General features: G+C 66.2%; 19 protein-coding genes. 8 read left to right on the forward strand and 11 right to left on the reverse strand.

Annotated elements, in window-relative coordinates; translation table 11 throughout:
* Positions 1-31 precede the first annotated feature (31 nt).
* From ACSFB7_RS00165 to ACSFB7_RS00185, 5 genes are all read left to right on the forward strand, one after another.
* Complete coding sequence (locus ACSFB7_RS00165; RefSeq protein ID WP_435465916.1) at positions 32-526, forward strand: hypothetical protein; 495 nt, start codon at positions 32-34, stop codon at positions 524-526.
* A 114-nt stretch (positions 527-640) separates the two neighbouring features.
* Positions 641-949: a GIY-YIG nuclease family protein gene (locus ACSFB7_RS00170; protein WP_435465918.1), complete on the forward strand. Its 309-nt coding sequence runs from the start codon at positions 641-643 to the stop codon at positions 947-949.
* Positions 946-1,386, forward strand: coding sequence for a MarR family winged helix-turn-helix transcriptional regulator (locus ACSFB7_RS00175; protein WP_435465920.1), 441 nt, complete (start codon positions 946-948; stop codon positions 1,384-1,386). The genes ACSFB7_RS00170 and ACSFB7_RS00175 overlap by 4 nt, the downstream gene beginning before the upstream one ends.
* Positions 1,387-1,448: 62 nt before the next feature.
* Positions 1,449-2,021, forward strand: a complete 573-nt coding sequence (locus ACSFB7_RS00180) for a DUF2239 family protein (RefSeq protein WP_435465922.1) — start codon at positions 1,449-1,451, stop codon at positions 2,019-2,021.
* Complete coding sequence (locus ACSFB7_RS00185) at positions 2,018-3,433, forward strand: MATE family efflux transporter (RefSeq protein WP_435465924.1); 1,416 nt, start codon at positions 2,018-2,020, stop codon at positions 3,431-3,433. The genes ACSFB7_RS00180 and ACSFB7_RS00185 overlap by 4 nt, the downstream gene beginning before the upstream one ends.
* A 27-nt stretch (positions 3,434-3,460) precedes the next feature.
* On the opposite strand, the gene ACSFB7_RS00190 is transcribed toward ACSFB7_RS00185, so the two are convergent.
* Positions 3,461-3,937 (reverse strand): VOC family protein, encoded by a 477-nt coding sequence (locus tag ACSFB7_RS00190; RefSeq protein ID WP_435465926.1) that lies wholly within the window; start codon positions 3,935-3,937, stop codon positions 3,461-3,463.
* Positions 3,938-4,082: 145 nt separating this feature from the next.
* Between ACSFB7_RS00190 and ACSFB7_RS00195 the strand changes: the two genes are divergently transcribed.
* Positions 4,083-5,432 (forward strand): serine hydrolase domain-containing protein, encoded by a 1,350-nt coding sequence (locus ACSFB7_RS00195; RefSeq protein WP_435465928.1) that lies wholly within the window; start codon positions 4,083-4,085, stop codon positions 5,430-5,432.
* Between the two features lie 16 nt (positions 5,433-5,448).
* Here the strand turns inward: ACSFB7_RS00195 and ACSFB7_RS00200 are convergent, their stop codons facing one another.
* The 4 genes from ACSFB7_RS00200 to ACSFB7_RS00215 form a co-directional block, all read right to left on the reverse strand.
* The gene (locus tag ACSFB7_RS00200) at positions 5,449-7,866 is read right to left on the reverse strand and encodes a TonB-dependent siderophore receptor (RefSeq protein WP_435465930.1); all 2,418 of its coding nucleotides are present in this window, start codon (positions 7,864-7,866) and stop codon (positions 5,449-5,451) included.
* Between the two features lie 116 nt (positions 7,867-7,982).
* Positions 7,983-9,032, reverse strand: coding sequence for a FecR family protein (locus ACSFB7_RS00205; RefSeq protein ID WP_435465931.1), 1,050 nt, complete (start codon positions 9,030-9,032; stop codon positions 7,983-7,985).
* A gap of 108 nt (positions 9,033-9,140) precedes the next feature.
* On the reverse strand, positions 9,141-9,659 hold the full coding sequence (locus ACSFB7_RS00210) for an RNA polymerase sigma factor (RefSeq protein WP_435465933.1): 519 nt from the start codon (positions 9,657-9,659) through the stop codon (positions 9,141-9,143).
* Positions 9,660-9,762: 103 nt separating this feature from the next.
* Positions 9,763-10,101 (reverse strand): antibiotic biosynthesis monooxygenase, encoded by a 339-nt coding sequence (locus ACSFB7_RS00215; RefSeq protein ID WP_435465935.1) that lies wholly within the window; start codon positions 10,099-10,101, stop codon positions 9,763-9,765.
* An 89-nt stretch (positions 10,102-10,190) separates the two neighbouring features.
* Between ACSFB7_RS00215 and soxR the strand changes: the two genes are divergently transcribed.
* A complete protein-coding gene (soxR, locus tag ACSFB7_RS00220; RefSeq protein WP_435465937.1) occupies positions 10,191-10,664 on the forward strand; it encodes a redox-sensitive transcriptional activator SoxR in 474 nt (157 codons plus the stop codon).
* On the opposite strand, the gene ACSFB7_RS00225 is transcribed toward soxR, so the two are convergent.
* The 5 genes from ACSFB7_RS00225 to ACSFB7_RS00245 are packed head-to-tail and all read right to left on the reverse strand — an operon-like array spanning position 10,661 to position 16,598.
* A complete protein-coding gene (locus tag ACSFB7_RS00225) occupies positions 10,661-11,482 on the reverse strand; it encodes an amidohydrolase family protein (protein WP_435465939.1) in 822 nt (273 codons plus the stop codon). The genes soxR and ACSFB7_RS00225 overlap by 4 nt on opposite strands.
* Before the next feature lie 40 nt (positions 11,483-11,522).
* Positions 11,523-12,524, reverse strand: coding sequence for an NAD(P)-dependent oxidoreductase (locus tag ACSFB7_RS00230; RefSeq protein WP_435465941.1), 1,002 nt, complete (start codon positions 12,522-12,524; stop codon positions 11,523-11,525).
* A gap of 40 nt (positions 12,525-12,564) precedes the next feature.
* Positions 12,565-13,605 (reverse strand): LacI family DNA-binding transcriptional regulator, encoded by a 1,041-nt coding sequence (locus ACSFB7_RS00235; protein WP_435465943.1) that lies wholly within the window; start codon positions 13,603-13,605, stop codon positions 12,565-12,567.
* 41 nt (positions 13,606-13,646) lie between these two features.
* Positions 13,647-15,557, reverse strand: coding sequence for a TRAP transporter large permease (locus ACSFB7_RS00240; protein ID WP_435465945.1), 1,911 nt, complete (start codon positions 15,555-15,557; stop codon positions 13,647-13,649).
* 6 nt (positions 15,558-15,563) lie between these two features.
* Complete coding sequence (locus ACSFB7_RS00245) at positions 15,564-16,598, reverse strand: TRAP transporter substrate-binding protein (protein WP_435465947.1); 1,035 nt, start codon at positions 16,596-16,598, stop codon at positions 15,564-15,566.
* Positions 16,599-16,768: 170 nt separating this feature from the next.
* On the opposite strand from ACSFB7_RS00245, the gene ACSFB7_RS00250 reads away from it, so the two are divergent.
* Positions 16,769-17,278: an HD domain-containing protein gene (locus ACSFB7_RS00250; RefSeq protein ID WP_435465949.1), complete on the forward strand. Its 510-nt coding sequence runs from the start codon at positions 16,769-16,771 to the stop codon at positions 17,276-17,278.
* A 323-nt stretch (positions 17,279-17,601) separates the two neighbouring features.
* Here the strand turns inward: ACSFB7_RS00250 and ACSFB7_RS00255 are convergent, their stop codons facing one another.
* Positions 17,602-19,080: a flavin-containing monooxygenase gene (locus ACSFB7_RS00255; RefSeq protein WP_435465950.1), complete on the reverse strand. Its 1,479-nt coding sequence runs from the start codon at positions 19,078-19,080 to the stop codon at positions 17,602-17,604.

Here is a 19,080-nt window from a genome sequence, read left to right on the forward strand (position 1 = left end):
GTTGCCGTACCCTTGGCGCATGACACCTTTCATGCGCGCCCTGCGTGCCCTGATCCGCGCCATCGCCACCGTGGTCCTCGTGCCCTTCCTGCTTTTCGAGGAATGGGGATGGGGGCCATTGGCCGCGCTGATGGCGCGACTGTCCCGCCTGCCCCTGTGGGCGCGCCTCGAAGACCGGCTGCGCAAGCTGCCGCCCTGGGGCGCACTGCTGGCGTTCTTCGTGCCGATGCTCCTGCTGCTGCCGGTCAAGCTGCTGGCCCTTTTCCTCTTCGGCCGTGGACATGCCGCCAGTGGCGTGACGGTGCTGGTGCTGGCCAAGCTGGTCGGCACGGCCATCGTGGCGCGGATCTTCCAACTGGTCGAAGGCCCGCTGATGCGCATCGGCTGGTTCGCCCGCTGGTATCCGCGCTGGAAAACCTGGAAAGACCATGTGCTGACGCGCGTTCGCCAGAGCCGTCCATGGCGCGTGGTACGAGCGCTCAACCGGCGCGTCGTCCGTGGATGGCAGCGCTTGAGGGCCGGCTGAGACTCTTATTTTTACCCGGGTATATTGCAAATTCAATTTAACCCGGGTAATATTTGAGGCATGAACCTGCCTCAAGAAACACGACGCGCCCTCACAAAGACATACAAGGAGACGGTGCGCCCTGCCGGCGTCTTCGTCATCCGCAACATGCTGGACGGCCGCGTCTACGTGGGCGGCAGCCTCGACATCGAAGGCGCCATGAACCGCGCCCGCTTCGAGCTGAACCAGCGCTCTCACCGCAACAAGGCGCTGGGACGCGACTGGGCCACGCACGGCGCGGCGCATTTCAGCTTCGAGGTGATAGACAGGGTCAAGGAGCGCGACGATCCGGCCTTCGACCGCAAGGCCGAGCTTGAAAAGCTGCTCCTGCTGTGGAGTGAAGAACTCCAGTGCACCGGCGTGAATGGATACAACACGCCATGAGCATCGACGCACTGGGCTTTTGCCTCCACCTCAGCCGCGCCCATGCCAGCCTGACCCTGAAGCTCGACGAAGACCTCGGCGCCTTCCACGGGCTGAACTATGGCGACTTCACCCTGCTCCACCTGCTTGCGCAATCCAACGATGGCCGCATGCCGATGGCCGATCTCGCGCGCCTGCTCGGCCTGTCGATGTCGGGCCTGATCCGCAAGATGATCACGCTCGAAAAAATCGGGCTGGCCGAACGCGAGGCAGCACCTGGCGAAGACGGCCGCCGCTTCGCGGCCATCCGCTCTGGTGGCAGGCAACTGGCGCAGGAAGCGCGCATCACCGTCGAGGCCATCTGCGCAAAAGCGCTGCGTCCGCTGGACCCGCAACGCCTGCCGGAAATCGACGCCGCGCTCGTCGCACTCTGCGGGCAGGACGCTTCGCACACCTGAGCGCGCCAACGGGTAGATTACGCACCTCGTTTCGCCCGGCCCCTAAAAACAGAACATCCGCCATGTCACCAGACGACCCTGTTACCACCCTGACCGCCTTCGCCGGTTTCCGGCGCATCGCGCACGGCACCAAAGCCGAAGTGCTTGCCCAATTGCGCGAACTCGGCGACACGCCGTCCTGCCTCGTGTTCGACGACCAGACCGGCGCGCAGCTCGACCTCGACCTGCGCGAGATGCCCGATGCCGACGCGCCCCACGCCGGCCACGAACACCGCGACGAAGCACCGCGCGGTGTCGGCAGGCCCAAGCTGGGCGTGGTCGCGCGCGAAGTCACCCTGCTGCCGCGCCACTGGGACTGGCTGGGCCGCCAACCCGGCGGCGCCTCGGTCGCGTTGCGCAAGCTGGTCGACGACGCGCGCCGCGTGCACGCCGACCGCGACACCGTGCGCACGGCGCAAGAAGCCACCTACCGCGTGATGACCGCGATCGCGGGCAACCTGCCCGGCTTCGAGGAAGCCACCCGCGCACTGTTTGCCGGCGATGAGCAACGCTTCGGCAATCTCATCGAGCCCTGGCCCATCGACCTGCGCGCCCATCTGCAAAAACTGTCTGCCCCCGTCTGGAGCCGTGCATGAGCGCAACCCCTGAATCCACCAGCACCGGCAAGAGCGGGCTGCAAGGCGTGCCCGTGGCGCCCGTCGGGGCCGCGCGTCCGCTGTGGAAGGTTTTTCTTTTCTTCCTTGCACCGATGCTGCTCAGCAACATCCTGCAATCGCTGTCGGGCACGCTCAACAACATCTATGTCGGGCAGATGCTCGGCGTGGGCGCGCTGGCGGCGGTGTCGAGCTTCTTCCCGGTGATGTTCTTCTTCATCGCCTTCATCATCGGCCTGGGCGCCGGTGCGTCGGTGCTGATCGGCCAGGCCTGGGGCGCGCGCGATGTCGCCAAGGTCAAGGCCGTGGCCGGCACCACGCTCACGGTGGGCATCCTGATGGGCCTGGTGATCGCGGTGTTCGGCGGCGTCTTCACCACGCCGATGCTGGCCATGCTGGGCACGCCGCCCGACGTGCTGGCCGACTCCACGCGCTACGCCCGCATCATGCTCATCGCGATGCCCGGCCTCTTCCTGTTCCTGCTGTCCACCGCCATGCTGCGCGGCGTGGGCGACACCGTCACGCCGCTGTTCACGCTGGTCATCTCCACGCTGATCGGGCTGATGGTCACGCCCGCACTCATTCGCGGCTGGGGTGGCCTGCCGCAACTTGGCGTGGCCAGCGGCGCCTGGGCCACGGTGGTGGCCTTCGTGGTGGCCACGTTGTGGCTGGGCTTCCGGTTGCGCCATCGCAAGAGCCCGCTGGCGCCCGACGCCGAGTTCTTGCGCAACATGCGCATCCAGCCGCAGTTGCTGAAAGCCGTGCTCCGGATCGGCGTGCCCACCGGCGTGCAGATGATCGTGGTGGCGCTGGCCGAAGTGGTGCTGCTGTCGATGGTCAACAGCTACGGCTCGAACGCCACGGCCGCCTACGGCGCAGTGAACCAGGTGGTGGCGTACGTGCAGTTCCCCGCGATCTCGATTGCCATTGCCGCATCGATCCTAGGCGCGCAAGCCATCGGCGCCGGCCGCGCCAACCGCCTCGGCGCCATCGCCAAGACCGCGATGCTGATGAACCTGGTGCTGACCGGCAGCCTCGTGCTGCTGGGCTACCTGTTCTCGCGCCACCTGATGGGCTTCTTCATCACCAGCGCGCCGGTGATCGAGATCGCGCAGACGCTGCTGCACATCATGCTGTGGAGCCTGGTGCTGTTCGGCATGGCCGCGGCGCTGTCGGGGATCATGCGGGCCAGCGGCTCGGTGCTGGTGCCCACGCTGATCTCGGTCTTTTGCATCCTCGGCGTGGAAGTGCCGGTGGCGTATGCCATGAGCCACCGCTTCGGGCTGGACGGCATCTGGATCGCCTACCCCGTGACCTTCGGCACGATGCTGCTGCTGCAGACCGCGTACTACCAGCTGGTGTGGCGCAAGAAGGCGATTCACCGACTGGTGTAGCCGCCACATCACGGCAGCGACGGCGCATCACGCGCCGTCGAAGGCCTTGCGCGCCTCTGCGATGTCGAGCTTGACCATCTTCATCATCGCCTGCATCGCGCGGGCGGCCTTGGCCGGGTCCTTGTCCTGGAACATCTCGATCAGGCCGTCGGGAACGATCTGCCAGGACACGCCGTAACGGTCGGTGAGCCAGCCGCACTGCACCGGCTGGCCGCCGCCTTCGAGCAGCTTGTTCCAGTAGTTGTCGACCTCGGCCTGCGTCTCGCACCGCAGGTACATCGAGATGGCCGGGTTGAACTTGTACTGCGGCCCGCCGTTGATCACCATGAACTCCTGCCCCTGCAACTCGAAGATCGCGGTGAGCAGCGAGCCCTTCAGGCTGGGGTTGGTGTCGCCCCAGAGCAGTTTGTCTGTCATGCGCGAATTCGGAAAGATGGCGGTGTAGAACTTCAGCGCGTCTTCGCCGTTGCCGTCGAACCAGAGGCAGGGAACGATCTTTTGCATGGGGTGTCCTTCGCTTGGATGATGAACCTGAGAGTTCAGTATCAAATCGCGGGCCGGCCCTTGTCAAGCCGCGCGGCGGCTGTCAGGGAGAAGTTCCCATGGGACATGGCGGGCCACAATGCCCGTTCACTCCTGTGCCATCACCATGCTCGCCACCCTCCAAAGCAGCTTCAGACGCAACGCGGTCATGCTCGCGGGCCTCGTCGCCTTCGCAGCGCATGCGGCCGGTGCGGCCGACACCGCGACCTTTCCCGATGCTGCCGCCAGCGACCCCGCCGCACTCGGCTGGATGACCGGCTCGCCCCCGCCCGCCGACCGCACGCTGCGCTTCGACGACGGCAGCTATTTCCGGTTCCCCGCGATGCGCTGGAGCGTGTCGAACTTCCGCCAGTTGATGCCGACCGTGAACGTCTCGCGCGGCCTCGGCGCGCCCGTCGCCCTGCCCTCGGCCTTGCGCAAGGACATCGACGCGCTCAGCTTCACGCCGCTCGGCGCAACGGCGCCCATGAGCTGGGAGCAATCGCTCGCCGCCACCTACACCGACGGCATCGTGGTGCTGCACCGTGGGCGCATCGTCTACGAACGCTACTTCGGCGTGCTGAAGGACGACGGCCAGCATGGCGCCATGTCGGTCACCAAGTCGGTGGTCGGCACGCTCGGCGCGATGCTGGTGGCCGAAGGCAAGCTCGATGCCGGCAAGCAGGTGGCCGAGTACGTGCCCGAACTGGCCAAGTCCGCCTTCGGCAACGCCACGGTGCGCCAGGTGCTCGACATGACCACCGGGCTCAAGTTCAGCGAGGACTATGCCGACCCGAACGCCGAAGTCTGGGCGCATGCGCAGGCCGGCAACCCCTTGCCGAAGCCCAAGGACTACACCGGCCCGCGCAGCTACTACGAGTTCCTGCAGACCGTGCAACCCGAAGGCAAGCACGGCGACGGCTTCGGCTACAAGACCGTCAACTCCGACGTGCTCGGCTGGGTGATCGCGCGCGCCACCGGCCGCAACGTGGCGCAACTGCTGTCCGAACGCATCTGGCGCCGCCTCGGCGCCGAGCAGGATGCCTACTTCACCGTCGATTCGATCGGCACGCCGTTTGCCGGCGGCGGCCTGAACACCGGCCTGCGCGACCTCGCGCGCTTCGGCGAAATGCTGCGCAACGACGGCCGCTTCAACGGCCAGCAGATCGTGCCCAAGGCCGCGGTCGACGACATCCGCCGCGGCGGCGACAAGGCCGCCTTCGTCAAGGGCGGCTATCCGCTGCTGAAGGGCTGGAGCTACCGCGACATGTGGTGGGTCACGCACAACGACCACGGCGCCTACATGGCGCGCGGCGTGCACGGCCAACGCATCTACATCGATCCGAAGGCGGAGATGGTGATCGTGCGCTATGCCTCGCATCCGGTGGCCGGCAACTCGGCCAACGATCCGGTCACGCTGCCGGCCTTCGAGACGCTTGGGCGGCACCTGCTGATGCAAGGCCGGTCGGTGCGCTGAAGGCCCGCGCAGGCGGTTACCAGCGGTACGTTGCCGTGGCGGTCACGGTGCGCGGATAGCCGTAGTAGCAGTTGCCATAGCCGCAGTTGGCGATGTAGTTCTTGTTGGTGAGGTTGCGCAGATTCAGCGCCAGGCTCCAGTGGTCGATGTCGTAGCCGAGCATGGCGTCGAGCACCGTGGACGCGGGTACCTTGTTCGGCGCCACCGACTCGCCATCGCCGCGGTTCGTGCCGGTGTAGCGCGCACCCAGCCCGACCTTCAAGCCGTTGGCGAAGCGGTAATCCGCCCACACCGACAGCCTGTGGCGAGGCACGGCCGTGGCCTGCTTGCCGATCTCGCTCGGGTTGCTGCTGGCCGTGACGATGGCCCGGGGCGTGTAGCTGTAGGAGGCCGTGAGGTTCATGCGCGACACCAGCTCGGTCGTGGCTTCCAGCTCCAGGCCGCGCACCGAGATCTCACCCGTCTGCTTGGGCACGGACTCCTGGTTGAAGCTGATGTAGTTCTTGCGCCGCAGATCGAAGATGGCCGCGCTGTAAAGCTCCTTGCGGCCAGGCGGCTGGTAGCGGATGCCCGCTTCGTACTGCCGGCCGCTTTCGGGCTTGAACGGATCGCGCGAGACCGGATCGATGGTCGCGGTCGGCGCGAACGACTCCGAGTAGCTCAGATACGGTGCCCAGCCGCTCGGGTGCAGATAGACCAGGCCCGCGCGGCTTGTGAACTTGTGGTCCTTGATGCGGGTGTCCGAGCCGTCCAGCCGGCTGTGCACGTTGCTGTCGGCGCTGTCGTAGCGGCCGCCGAGCGTCAGCGTCCAGCGGTCGCCCCACTTGATCTGGTCCTGCAGGTACAGGCCGGTCTGGCTCAGGCGGCTGATGCCGTCGAAGTACGGGGCCGCCTCCTTGACCCAGCCGCCGTACGCCGGCGCGTGAACGCTGAGCGGCGACGCGCTGCCGCCGCTGAAGGTGATCTGGTCGATGCGGGTGCGCTGGTAGTCCAGGCCGACCAGCACCTTGTGCTGCGTGTCGCCCAGCCGGAAGTCGGCCTGCGCCTGGTTGTCCAGGGCCACGGCACCGATGTTCTCGCGGCTGCCGAAGCTCCTTCTCGACAGGATCTGGAAGTTGGCCGGGTCCGTCGCGCTGTCGGGATTCACGGTCAGGAAGTTGGACGCCTGCACGCTCCGGTAGTCCATTTTCTGGTGGGCGTAGCGCGCGTTCTGCCGCACGGTCCAGGTGTCGTTGATGCGATGCTCGAACTGGTAGCCGATCATTTCCTGGTCCTGGTTGAAATGATCGAACCAGGGCTCGCCCGTGAACAGCGACGAAGGAATGTAGGTGCCGATCCTGGTCGGCTCCAGCGAGCCGACCTTCGGACGTGCGCGGGTGTAGACCCCGCCGCGGGTGCGGCTGAACTGCGAGAGCAGCGTCAGCGTCGTATCGCTCGACGGTTTCCAGGTGAGCGACGGCGCAATGTAGGTGCGGTCATCCGCCTCCTTGGCGGCGGGCAGTTGCGCGTCGCGCAGCAGGCCGGTGATGCGGTAGAGCACCTTGCCGTCGGCATCCAGCGCACCCGCGAAGTCGCCCGCGACCTGGCGGCGCGCGCGGTCACCAACCTGCAGTTGCAGCTCGCGCACCGGCTCTGCCGTCGGGCGCTTGCTGACCACGTTCACCACCCCGCCCGGACCGCTCATGCCGTACAGCACCGACGAGGGGCCGCGCAGCAGTTCGATGCGCTCGGCGCCGTAGTTCTCGGTGCGCCACACGCCCCAGGTGCCGTTGTTGCGCAGCGGCAGGCCGTCGAGGTAGAAGCCCGGCGAATAGGCGTCGAAGCCCCGCAGCGAGATCCAGTCGTAGCGCGAATCGGCGCCGTAGGTCGTGGTCGAGACGCCCGGCGTGTAGCCCAGCGCATCCTTGAGGTTGGTGGCGCCGATGGCCTCGATGCGGTCGGCCGTGATCACCGAGATCGACTGCGGCGTCTCGATGATCGGCGTGTCGGTCTTGGTGCCTGTGGCGCTGCGTTTGGCCAGGTAGCCCTGCACGCGCCCCGTGGCGCTTTCTTCGCCATCGGCCACCACAGTGACGGCCGGCAGCGTCGATGTGCCCGACGCCGCGGGCGCCGTCTTGATCACGGCGGCGTTGCCTTCCATGGTCGCGGCCAGCCCGCTGCCGGCGAGCAGGCGGTCGAGCGCCTGGCGCGGCGTCAGGCTGCCGGAGATGGCTGGCGCGGTCTTGCCGGCCACCAGGCTCTGCTGCACGACAAGCTGGATGCGGGTCTGCCGTGCCCAGTCGTTCAGCGCCTCGGCCAGCGGCTGGGCGGCAATGCTGATCTGCAGCGGTACGCCGGGCGGCGTGCCCTGGCTCTGGGCGCGCAGCGGTGCACTCGCCAAGGCGAGTGCAATGGCCAGGGCCAGCGGCGCCGGCGTCATCTTCAAGCGGTTCATCAACGTCTTCCAGTTAGAGAATACAAATGGTTCTTATCTGGCTGACGCACGAGCTGCCGGAAATACGGTAACCCTGGTTAAAAATTTGTGGCCCCGTCGCTTTCGGGGCGCGCTGGCTAAGGCGCCGGCACGATCTCGGCGACCGGCCCGTCGCCCTTGAGCCGCACGGGCAAGGCGCTCCGCAACGCGCGCCGCAGGGTACGTGCGTCCCGAGGATCGAAGGTGCCGCTCAGGCGCAGTGCGGCCACGGCCGGGTCGTGCACCACGAGGCCGGTGTTGCCGTAGCGCTCCAGCTCGGCCAATGCGCGCGCCAGCGGCGTGTCGACAAAGCTCAGCCGGTGCTCGCGCCACGGCGCGATGCCGTCGCCGGGAACGGCCGATACGGCGGCCAATGCGCCCTGCGGATCGCTTTCCACCTGCTGGCCGGCCGTGAGGAAGACCGCGCTTCCCAATGACGCGACGGAGGGCTCGCCCCAACTGCCGTCCGGCGCCCTCTCCCTCCGCGTGACCCGCACCTTGCCCTCTTCCACCGACACGCGCGCGCCCTCGGCACCCGCAATGCCCGGCGTGTGCCGCACCGCGAAACGCGTGCCGACCACGCGCACATGCAGCGGCCCGGCCAGCACATCGAACGGACGCCGCGCATCGGACTGCACCGCAAACACCGCCTGCCCGTCGATCAGCCGGACCTCGCGGCGCTCGCGGAAATAGCGCACCTCCAGCCGCGTGGCGGTGTCCAGCCGGAGCACCGTGCCATCGGGCAACGGCACTTCGAGTTGCTGCCCGCGCTGGGTGCCGAAAGCCTGCATGAACACCGGCTGCGCCTGCAGATGGCTCCACCCCAGGTAGCTGCCACCGGCGACCACGCCCGCGGCGGCCAGCGCAAACGCCGGCTTCAGGAAGCTGCGCCGCGTGGGCGCGTTCTGGTTCCCCGCAAAGCCCTCGCGCCAGGTCGCAACCGTCTCCGGTGAAATCGCGTCGAAGGCTTTCCAGCGCGATTCCCATTGGCGGTAGGCATCGGCGTGTTGAGGGTCCGCGCCGATCCAGTTCCGGAAAAGCCGCTCGTCACGCGTGCTCCATTCCTCGCGATGGCGGCGAACGAACCACTCCAGCACCTCCTGGCGCAGGCGCGATGCTTCTTCCGACGGTGGCAACGATGGGGTCATGGCTCGGCGAGCTCTCCTATGGATGTAGACGCGCGAGCGGTGCAAAACCCTGTAGCGGGTCTCGTGGGTGCACCGTGTCGCTCGCGCGTTCGCTCTTGTAGTTGTCGCTCATCGCCCGGCGCCGTTCGCCTCGTCCAGGCACGCCCAGCATGCATCCATGGCAATGCGCAGTTGCATCTCGACCGTGCGAACCGAAATGCCCATGCGCTGCGCGACTTCCGCGTAGGAAAGGCCGTCGAACTTGTAGAGCACGAAGGCCTCGCGGCAGCGCGGAGGCAATCGGTCGATGGTCGCAACCATAGCTGCCAGCCCCTGTCCGGAAGAAAGGATGGTGTCGGGCTCGAAGGTCGAAGGGCCGATGCAGTCGTCGAGTTCAACCGCGTCCTCTTGGGGCCCGGGCCCGGCTCCGTCGAAGCCGGCGCGCACGCCGGTGCGGCGATGGTGGTCGGTGACCAGGTTGCGGGCCGTGCGATAGAGCAGCGCACGCGGATCGCGCACCACGCTGCCCGTGCGCTGCGCCTCGTACACGCGCACATAGCTCTCCTGCGCCAGGTCGGCCGCGGTGGCGCGGTCGGACACCTTTCGGGAGAGAAAACTCAGCAGTTCGCGGTAATAGCGTTCGAACACAGGCGCAGCACAGCCGGGAAAGGCTGGTCGAAGTCCAGGGGCAGGTTGGCTTCGACACGCGTGGCTTACCTGATGAGATTCAGAAAACGGGAAGCGCCGATTATCAGGCCACGCCGTAGAAGCCCAGGTCGGAGCGCACGCCCGCGTTCTTCGTGAACGCGACAGGATCAAACCCTTCTTCCGCAAACTTCTGCTTCACGAACACCGCTGCGGAGGCCACGGCCTCGGCGTTCGCCCACTCGACCATCGTCACCACGTTGAACTCGCCGGTGCCGCCGGTCTGGTTCAGCACGTGGGTGCGCAGGCAGCCCGGCAAGGTGCGCAACGTCTGCTGAACGCGCTGCATCTGGGCGACGAACGCCGGCAGCACGTCGGTAGGCACGACGAACTTGTCGATGCGAAAAACTGGGGCGGACGAAACGGCGGTGGGTTCATTCGACATGGCAATTCCTTGTTGAGAAATGCGCCTCGGGTTCGGGCGCTGAAGGTATTCTCAAACCTCAAGCAAAGTTGAGGTCAAGAGGTTTTCTCATGAACGTTGCACTGCAAGAGGCCGGCATCTCCCCCGTGCTCACCGTCGGCGAAGTGGCCCGCCGCAGCGGCGTGCCGGTGTCCACCCTGCACTTCTACGAAGCACAGGGGCTGATCAGCAGTTCGCGCACGCCGGGCAACCAGCGCCGCTATGCACGCACCATGCTGCGGCGCGTGGCCTTCGTGCGCGTGGCGCAAAGGGTAGGCATTTCGCTTGCCGCAATCGGCGCGGCACTGGCTACCCTCCCCGCGACGGATGCGCCCAGCCGGGCAGACTGGGCGCGGCTGTCCGCCGCGTGGCGGGCCGAACTCGATGAGCGCATGGCGCAGTTGAAGAAGCTGCGCGATACGCTGGACGACTGCATCGGCTGCGGCTGCCTGTCGATCGACCGGTGCAAGCTGCGCAACCCGCTCGACAAGCTCGGCGCCGAAGGCTCGGGGCCGCAGCGCCTGCTGGTCGGGCGCGCTGACTAAAAGCCGTACAGCGCGGCCGGGTTGTCCACGAGGATGCGGCGGCGCGTGTCATCGCTCGTCGCCCACGAGAACAGCAGGTCGTACAGCGGCACGTTCGCCGGCACCGGGTTGCGTCCCGGGTGCGGCCAGTTGCTGGCCCACAGGCAGCGCTCGGGAAACTTCTCGGCCAGCGTGCGCGCCAGCAGGCTGACGTCGTCATAGCCGGGCGCACCGGTCTTCGAGGTTTCGTACGGCGCCGACAGCTTGATCCACACGCGCCCCGAATCGAGCACGCGCAGCAGCGACTGGAACGACGGATGCGACGGCGCCACCGGCTCCAGGAACTTGCCGTTGTGATCCAGCACCAGCCGGCACGGCAGGCGCTTGAGCACCTCTTCGTGTTCGGGCATCGTGCGGCCGTCGAGCTGCAGGTTGACCATCCATTCGGCATTGGCCAGCCGCGCGGCCATCGGTTCGAGCGACTCCCAGGCCAGCACGCCGCCGATCATCATGTAGCGCACGCCGCGCATGCCACCGGCATGCAGGCGCGCAATCTCTTCATCGCTCACTTCGGGCGCGACCAATGCAATGCCGCGCGCCGAATCACCGAACTGCGCCAGCGCATCGAGCGTGCAACTGTTGTCGAAACCGTAGCCGGTCGGCTGCACGACCACCGCGCGGTCGATGCCCAGCGGCTCTTGCACCTGTGCCCGGTAGGCCGACACCGGCGAATGCGGCGGCACCCACGCCACGTTGGGAATCAGCGGAAAGCGGTCTTCGTAGATGTGGACGTGGCAGTCGCAAGCGCCGGCGTAGCGCGTGTTCAGGGTCGGTTCCATGGAGCGTCTCTTCGAGTTGTTGTGATGTCGGTCGGATCGGTCAGTCGCGTGCGCCGTAGGCCTGCCGCCAGCGCCGGGCCTCGGCCGCATTGACCGCGCCCTTGGGCGCCCTGCCCTGAAAAATCTCGGCCAGTTGCGACACGGTTTCCATCGCCTGGTGTTCGACGGCCGGCGGCGTGAGCCCACCGACGTGCGGCGATGCGATCACGCGCGGGTGCACCGCCACGCGCGGCGACGGCATCTGGTCGGGCGCGCGGCCCACGTCCAGCGCGCAGCCGGCGATGGTGCCGGCGTCGAGCGCGGCGAGCAGCGCGTCTTCGTCCACGAGGTTGCCGCGCGCGGCATTGATGAAGAAGGCATGCGGCTGCATCGCGGCGAAGGCCTTCGCATTCATCATGTTCTCGGTCGCTTCGGTGGCGGCCGCGAGGCACACGACGAAATCGGACTGGGCCAGCAATTCATCGAGACCGACCTGCGCGAACTCCGCGCGGCCGGTTGCGGTGTACGGGTCGTGCACCACGATGCGCATGCCCAGCGCCAGCGCGATGTCGCACAAGTAGCGGCTGATCTGGCCGAAGCCGATCACGCCCAGCGTGCTGCCGCGCAACTCGCGCCCCATCACCGGCACCACGGGCTGGCCCGCGTGATACAGCGCGGTCGATGCGCTGATGTGCCGCCCCAGATCGATCATTGCGCCCACGATCCATTCGGACACCGACGCGATGAAGCCCGCGCTCGCCTGCGTGACCAGCACGCCGTGCCGGCTGGCCGAAGCCACGTCGATGTTGCGGATGTCGATGGCACAGCGCACGAAGGCCTTGAGCTGCGGCAGCGCGGCGAACAGCGCTTCGTCGCCCACCGTCTGGCGGTAGGAAATGATCGCATCGCAATCACGCGCCAGCTCCGCCAGTTCGTGCGACGACAGGTCGGTGTCGGTCGGGTTGAAGCGCACCTGCGCGATGGCCTGCAGGGCGGCGATGGCCCGGTCGCCGAAATAGGAAGCGAGCTTGCTCTGCGGATGGCTGACGAAAACCGTGGTCATGAAAAAACGACTTTGCTCACAAGAAGAAAAAAGAAGGGGTTCAAGCGCGCGGCGGCGCCACCGAATCGCGCGCCACCAGCGTGGGCGCAAACACGAACTCCGATGTCGGCATCGACGGATCGGCCAGCCGGCTCATCACCCGCTCGACCATCACCTGCGCCATCTCGGGCACGGGCACGCGCACCGAGGTCATGGCCGGGTGCATCAGCATCGAGAGAAAAACGTTGTCGATACCGACGACCGACACGTCCTGCGGCACCGAAAGGCCCGCATCGCGAAAGCCCGCCATCAGGCCGAAGGCCAGCAGGTCGTTGACGCCCACCACGCCCGTGGGCCGCTCGGCCGAACCGGCGAGTTGGCTGGCCTGCATGCGGCCCAGCTCGCTCATCATCGAGTCGCCGTACTCGTCCACCGGCAGGCCCTCGATGACCTGCGCGCTGCCTTCGAGGCCCGCGCTCTTTGCCGCCACCAGAAAGCCGTTGATCTTCTCGTTCCGGCTCATGGTGCGGCCCGAGGGCGTGACGAAGGCCAGCCTGCGGTGCCCCTGCTCGATCAAATGCGCGGTCGCGATGCGCGACGACTCGAAGCTGTCGACCGTCACATGGTCGATGACCGAAGGCACGCCCGGCGTGGCGCGCCGGTCGTAGCTCACCACCACCAGCCCGCGCTCGGCGGCGGCTTCCACATGCTGCTCGTCGATCAGCGACGAAATGATGATGACGCCGCGCACGCCGTGCGCCATCAGGTCCTCGAAGAAATGCGCCTCCTTGCCGGCATCGCGGTACGTGTTGCCGATCATGATGCGAAAGCCGTAGCGCTCTTGCGCCAGGCTTTCGACCTCGCGGGCAATGAAGCCGTACATCGGGTTGGCCATCGAGGGCACCAGCAGGCCGATGAGTGGCGTGTGCCCGGTCTTGAGCTGCCGTGCCGAAGTGTTGGGCCGGTACTTGAGTTCGCGGATCGCGGCCTCCACGCGGGCCAGCGTCTCCTTGGCCATGCGGTCGCCGCGTCCGTTCAACACGTTCGACACGGTGCTGGTTGAAACCCCCGCCCGCTGGGCGACGTCACTGATTCTGCTCACGGAATCTTTCCTGTTCTATCGATGTCTGTCTCTTGGGTCGATCACAACCCCACGCGCATCGGCAGCCACGTGGAGAACGCCGGCACGAGGACCAGCACCACGAGGGTAACGAACAACACCGCAAGGTATTTCAACATCGGCCGGGCCACGTCCTTCACCTGCGTGCCGGTGATGGCGCAAGTGGCAAACAGGCCCAGGCCCACGGGCGGTGCGAACAGGCCGAAGCCCATGGCAATGACCATCACCGTGCCGAAGTGCAGCGGGTTCACGCCGAGCTGCGAAGCGATGGGCGTGAGCAGCGGGCCGAAGATGATGAGCGCGGGCGCGCCTTCCAGGATGGCACCGAACACGATCATGATGAGCACTGACAGCATCACGAACATCGTGCTGCCGTACGAATGCGCAAAGCCGATCATGAACTCCGACAGGTACTGCGGAATCTGCTGGATCGTGAGCGCAAACGACAGGCTCGACGCCGCCGCCACGATGAAGAGAATGCCGCCGGCCATCGACGCAGAACGCACGAAGAGCCGCGCCACCGACTTCACCGTCAGCTCGCGAAAGGCCAGCCAGCCCACCACCAGCGCGTAGATCACCGCGAAGGACGACACCTCGGTCGAGGTCGCGATGCCCGAGGTCACGCCCTTGCCGATCATGGCCACCATCACCAGCGCCACCAGCGCGCCGCCGAGCAGGCGGAACATCGGCGTGCGCACGTCGAAGGCCTCGTCGGGGTTGATCTTGGTGCCCACGTAGATGGTCACCGCCGCGAGCGACACGGCCATCACCACCGCCGGCACCAGCCCGGCCATGAACAGCCCGGCAATCGAGATGTTCGCCACGAAGCCCATGATGATCATGTTGATGCACGGCGGAATGGTCTCGGCCATCACCGCGGTGCAGGCCAGCAGGCCGGCTGTTTCGTTCGGGTCCTGCCTGGTCTTGCGCACGGCCGGCATGATGATGCCGCCCACCGCCGCGATGTCGGCCAGCTTGGAGCCCGACACGCCCGAGAAGAAGGCAGTGGCCGTGATGGTGATGAGCCCCAGCCCGCCGCGCAGCCGCCCGAACATGCGCAGCAGCAGTTCGATGAGCCGCGACGACATGCCGTTGGCCTCCATCAGCAGACCGGCCAGCACAAAGAACGGAATGGCCAGCAGCACGTAGTGGTCGGTGCCCGCCATCACCTGCTGCGAATAGACCAGCATGGGCAGCGACGGGTCGGCCATGAAGAACACCAGCGACGACAGCGCCAGCACGAAGGCGATGGGCATGCCCAATGCCATGCCGCCGACGAAGCCGGCGGTGAGCAGCGCCCATGGCGGGATCGCGTGGTCGGTCATGAGCGTGTTCCATGCCACCACCGCCGCCGTGAGCGCGATGCCCACGCCCAGCGTGCCCCACACCCGGCGCGACGGGCCGTTGACCGCATTGGCCAGCCCGAACAGCGTCATGAACAGGCTGCCGATGGTCACCGGGTAAACGTAGATCCACTGCGGCAGGCCGATCGATGTCGTCATGCTGTACGAGTCGACCAGCAGTTCGCACGACGAAGCAAAGAGGCTCGCCGACACGCCCACGATGATCCAGCTGCCCAACTGGATCAGCGCCGGCTGCCAGCGCGCCGGCAGCATGCCGCGGAACAGGTCCACGCCCACGTGCTGGCTGCGCGCGAGCACCGTGGCCGCGCCGAAGAACACCTGGATGACCATCAGCGCGCGCGCCACCTCCTCCGCCCAGTCGAAGGGGTCGTGCAGGAAGTAGCGAAAGATCACCGAGATGAAGACCACCACCACGTCGATGGCCAACACCACGCCGGCCAGGTATTCGGTGACGCGCATCAGCCAGGCCAGCCAGCGACCCGAGGCATGGCTGACATCGAAGCCCAATGCGGGCGACAGTGCGAGTGGCTGCATCGATGGGGCGCCGGGTGAAATCGAAAGGCTCGACATGGCGGCTCAGGCCCGCGCGGCGTTGATGGCGGCAAACAGCGGCCCCGTTTCCGGGTACTGCTTGGAGAAGCTGGCCCACAGCCGCGTTTCCATTTCCTTGCGGACCTGGTCGCGCTCGTTCTTCGCCATGGGCGTGAACACGATGCCCAGCTTCTTCAGTTCCTCGATGGCCTGCAGTCCTTTTTGCGTGCCGATCTCGCGCTGCTGCAGCGTCGAGTCGTTGGCGGCCTTCATGAAGGCCGGGCGCAGCGTGGCGGGAATCTTGTCCATGGCGCGCTTGCCGGCAATGCACACCATCGGGCTGAACAGGTGCTCGGTCATCCAGCAGTACTTGACGACCTCGTTGAGCTTGCTTGCGAGCACCGTGGCCGCATCGTGCTCGAAGCCATCGACCACGCCCGTCTGCGCCGCCATGTACAGCTCACCGAAGGAAATGGGCGTGGGGATCGCGCCCATGATCTTGAAGGTCTCGATGAAGGCCGGCGTGGGCAGCACGCGCAGCTTGACGTTCTTGATGTCGGCGAGCGACTTCACCGGCTGCTTGGTGTACACGTTGCGCGCGCCGTAGTGCGCGCCCCAGGTGACGACCTGGCAGCCGGTGCTCTTGACCAGCATGTCATTGAGCTTGGCGCCCACGCCGCCGTCGAGCGCGCGGGCCGCATGCTCGTAGCTGTCGAACACATAGCCCAGGTCGAGCATGCCGAGCTGCGGCGTCACCGTGGCCCAGATCGACGAGCCGGTGAGCATCATGTCGATGGAGCCCACCTTCACCTGCTGCACCACGTCGCTTTCCTTGCCGAGCTGGTTGTTCGGAAAGTAGTCGATGCGGATCTGCTCGCCCACCGCCTTCTTCAGGTTGGCCTGCATCAGCTGCGACCAGGCGAAGTGCGACGAATTGAGGTCGGCCACGTGGGACGACGACAGGCGCAGCACCACGGTCTTGCCCTGTGCGGCGGCGTTTTGCGAAAGGCCCGCAGTCGCCATCGCAAGCGACAGCGCGGACGATGACTGGACGAACTGGCGGCGTGAAATCGGGTGCATTGTGTTGTCTCCTGTGGGTCGATTGCCCATTTGTGGCTTGTTTGGTGGAACGATTTACTGTATCGATACACAAGAACTCGGACAATGCGTTTTTGGTAGGTGTTTTCCTTCGTAAACAAGGTAAAGACCACCGTGTGCAAAGGCAGAATGGAAAAAACCAATGGATGCCCATGACCACCTCGACACCTGAAGCCGCCCGCGCCTATGCCATCGAAATGCATGGGGACCAGAAGTACGGCGTGCATCCGTACGTGCATCACCTCGACGCCGTGGCCGCCCTGCTCCAGCCGTATGGCGCGCAGGCGCAGGTCATCGGTTTTTTGCACGACGTGGTCGAGGACACCGACGCCACGGTGTCGAATGTGCAGGAGCGCTTCGGCGATCTCGTGGCGCGCTGCGTTTCGCTATTGACCGATGCGCCCGGTGCCAACCGCAAGGAGCGCAAGGCCAAGACCTATGCGGCTTTGGCTCTGGTGACTGGTGACGAAGAGTTGGCGCTGGTGGTCAAGGCGGCCGACCGGCTGGCCAATGTGCGTGCCTGCGTGGCGGATGGTCATCGCGCGCTGTGGGAGACCTATCGCGGCGAGCACGCGACCTTTCGGGCTGCTGCGTTTCGTCCGGGGCAGTGTGATCCGTTGTGGGTTGAACTCGACGGGCTTCTGTTGGCGTGGCCGGCGTAGGGGCTGTTTGTTCGTTGTGCGTTCGGGTTCGGGTTCGGGTTCATTCAGGGCGAGTGCGAATGACACCAGGAGCTCCCCTCCGCGAATGTCCCCCGCTTCGCTCCTCCTTTATTTCGCTGCGGGGAGCACCTGGTGCCATTCGCACAGGGACACGCTGCTGGTGAATCGCTGATCAACGACTGCCCTGTCCAACGCTCACGTCGATACGGGGCTCTTTTTCGCGAAATAAAGGAGGAGCGAAGCGGGGGACATTCGCGAAAAAGAGCCCCGTATCGGCGTGAGTGCCGCCCTGAACAGCAGCGCCAAACCGTGCTCTCACTTGCTCATGATCGAGCAGCGGGGTTTGAGAACGCCATCACCCCATCGTTCACCGTCCCGAAGCGCAAGCTCATCAGGTCGCGCGCGTAGTTCTGGTACAGCCGCCACGGCGCATGCGAGCCCTGCTTCGGAAACTTGCCGATCGAGCGCTGCACGTAGCCTGAAGAAAAGTCGAGCCACGGTTCAGCCACCAACGCGGGGCCGGTGTTGCGCGGCATGCATTGCCGCCAGCCGTGCTTGTCCATGTGGTTGAGCACCCGGCAGACGTACTCGCAGGTCAGGTCGCACTTCAGCGTCCACGATGCATTCGTGTAGCCGAACGACGAAGCCAGGTTCGGCACGTCGCTGTACATCATCCCCTTGTAGTTGAAGGTCGCGGCCGGATCGACGGGAACGCCATCGACGTCGAGCGCAATGCCGCCCAGCACCTGCAGGTCGAGCCCGGTGGCGGTGACGATCAGGTCGGCCTCCAGTTCCCTGCCCGACTTCAACCGGATGCCGCTCGGCGTGAAGGTGTCGATGTGGTCCGTCACCATCGACGCACGGCCGGCGTTGAGCGCCACGAACAGGTCGCCATCGGGCACGAGGCACAGCCGCTGGTCCCACGGGTTGTAGCGCGGCGTGAAGTGCGTGGCAATGTCGTAGTCGGGCCCGAGGGCCTGCCGCACGCCACCCAGAATCATCTGCTTCGCGCGCTCCGGCTTGCGACGCGAGAGACGGAAGAACAGCATGCTCAACAGCACGTTCTTCCATCGCGTGATGCCGTACGCAAGCTTGGCCGGCAGATGGCGCCTAAGTCGATTGGCAATCGGGTCTTCGGCCGGCCGCGACACCACATAGGTGGGCGAGCGCTGCAGCAATGTGACATGCGCGGCGGTCTTCGCCATCTCGGGCACCAGCGTCATCGCGGTGGCACCACTGCCGATCACGACCACGCGCTTGCCTGCGTAAGACAGGTCTTCGGGCCAGTGCTGCGGATGGACGATGCGGCCGGTGAAATCGGCGATGCCCGCGAACTCGGGCGTGTAGCCAGCCGTGTAGTTGTAGTAGCCGCTGCACATGAAAAGGAAGTTGCAGCTCATGCGGACCGGCTCGCGCTCGGGGCCACGCTCCACGTCCACCCACCAACGCGCCTCGGCCGTGGACCACGAGGCGCGCACCACGCGATGGTTGAAGCGGATCTTCTGGTCGATGCCATGGTCCTTCGCGGTCTCGCGGACGTACTTCAGGATCGACGGGCCATCGGCAATCGCCTTGGCCTGCGTCCACGGCCGGAACGAATAGCCCAGCGTGTACATGTCGGAGTCCGAACGGATGCCCGGATAGCGGAACAGGTCCCAGGTGCCCCCGCTGCGCTCGCGCCCTTCGAGGATCGCGTAGCTGCGGCCGGGGCAATTCACCTGGAGGTGGTAGGCGGCGCCGATGCCTGAGAGGCCGGCACCGACGATCAGGACGTCGACGTGTTGTTGTAATTCTTCCTGCAC

The sequence above is a fragment of the Variovorax raffinosi genome (genome assembly GCF_051216615.1).
Taxonomy (GTDB): Bacteria; Pseudomonadota; Gammaproteobacteria; order Burkholderiales; family Burkholderiaceae_C; genus Variovorax.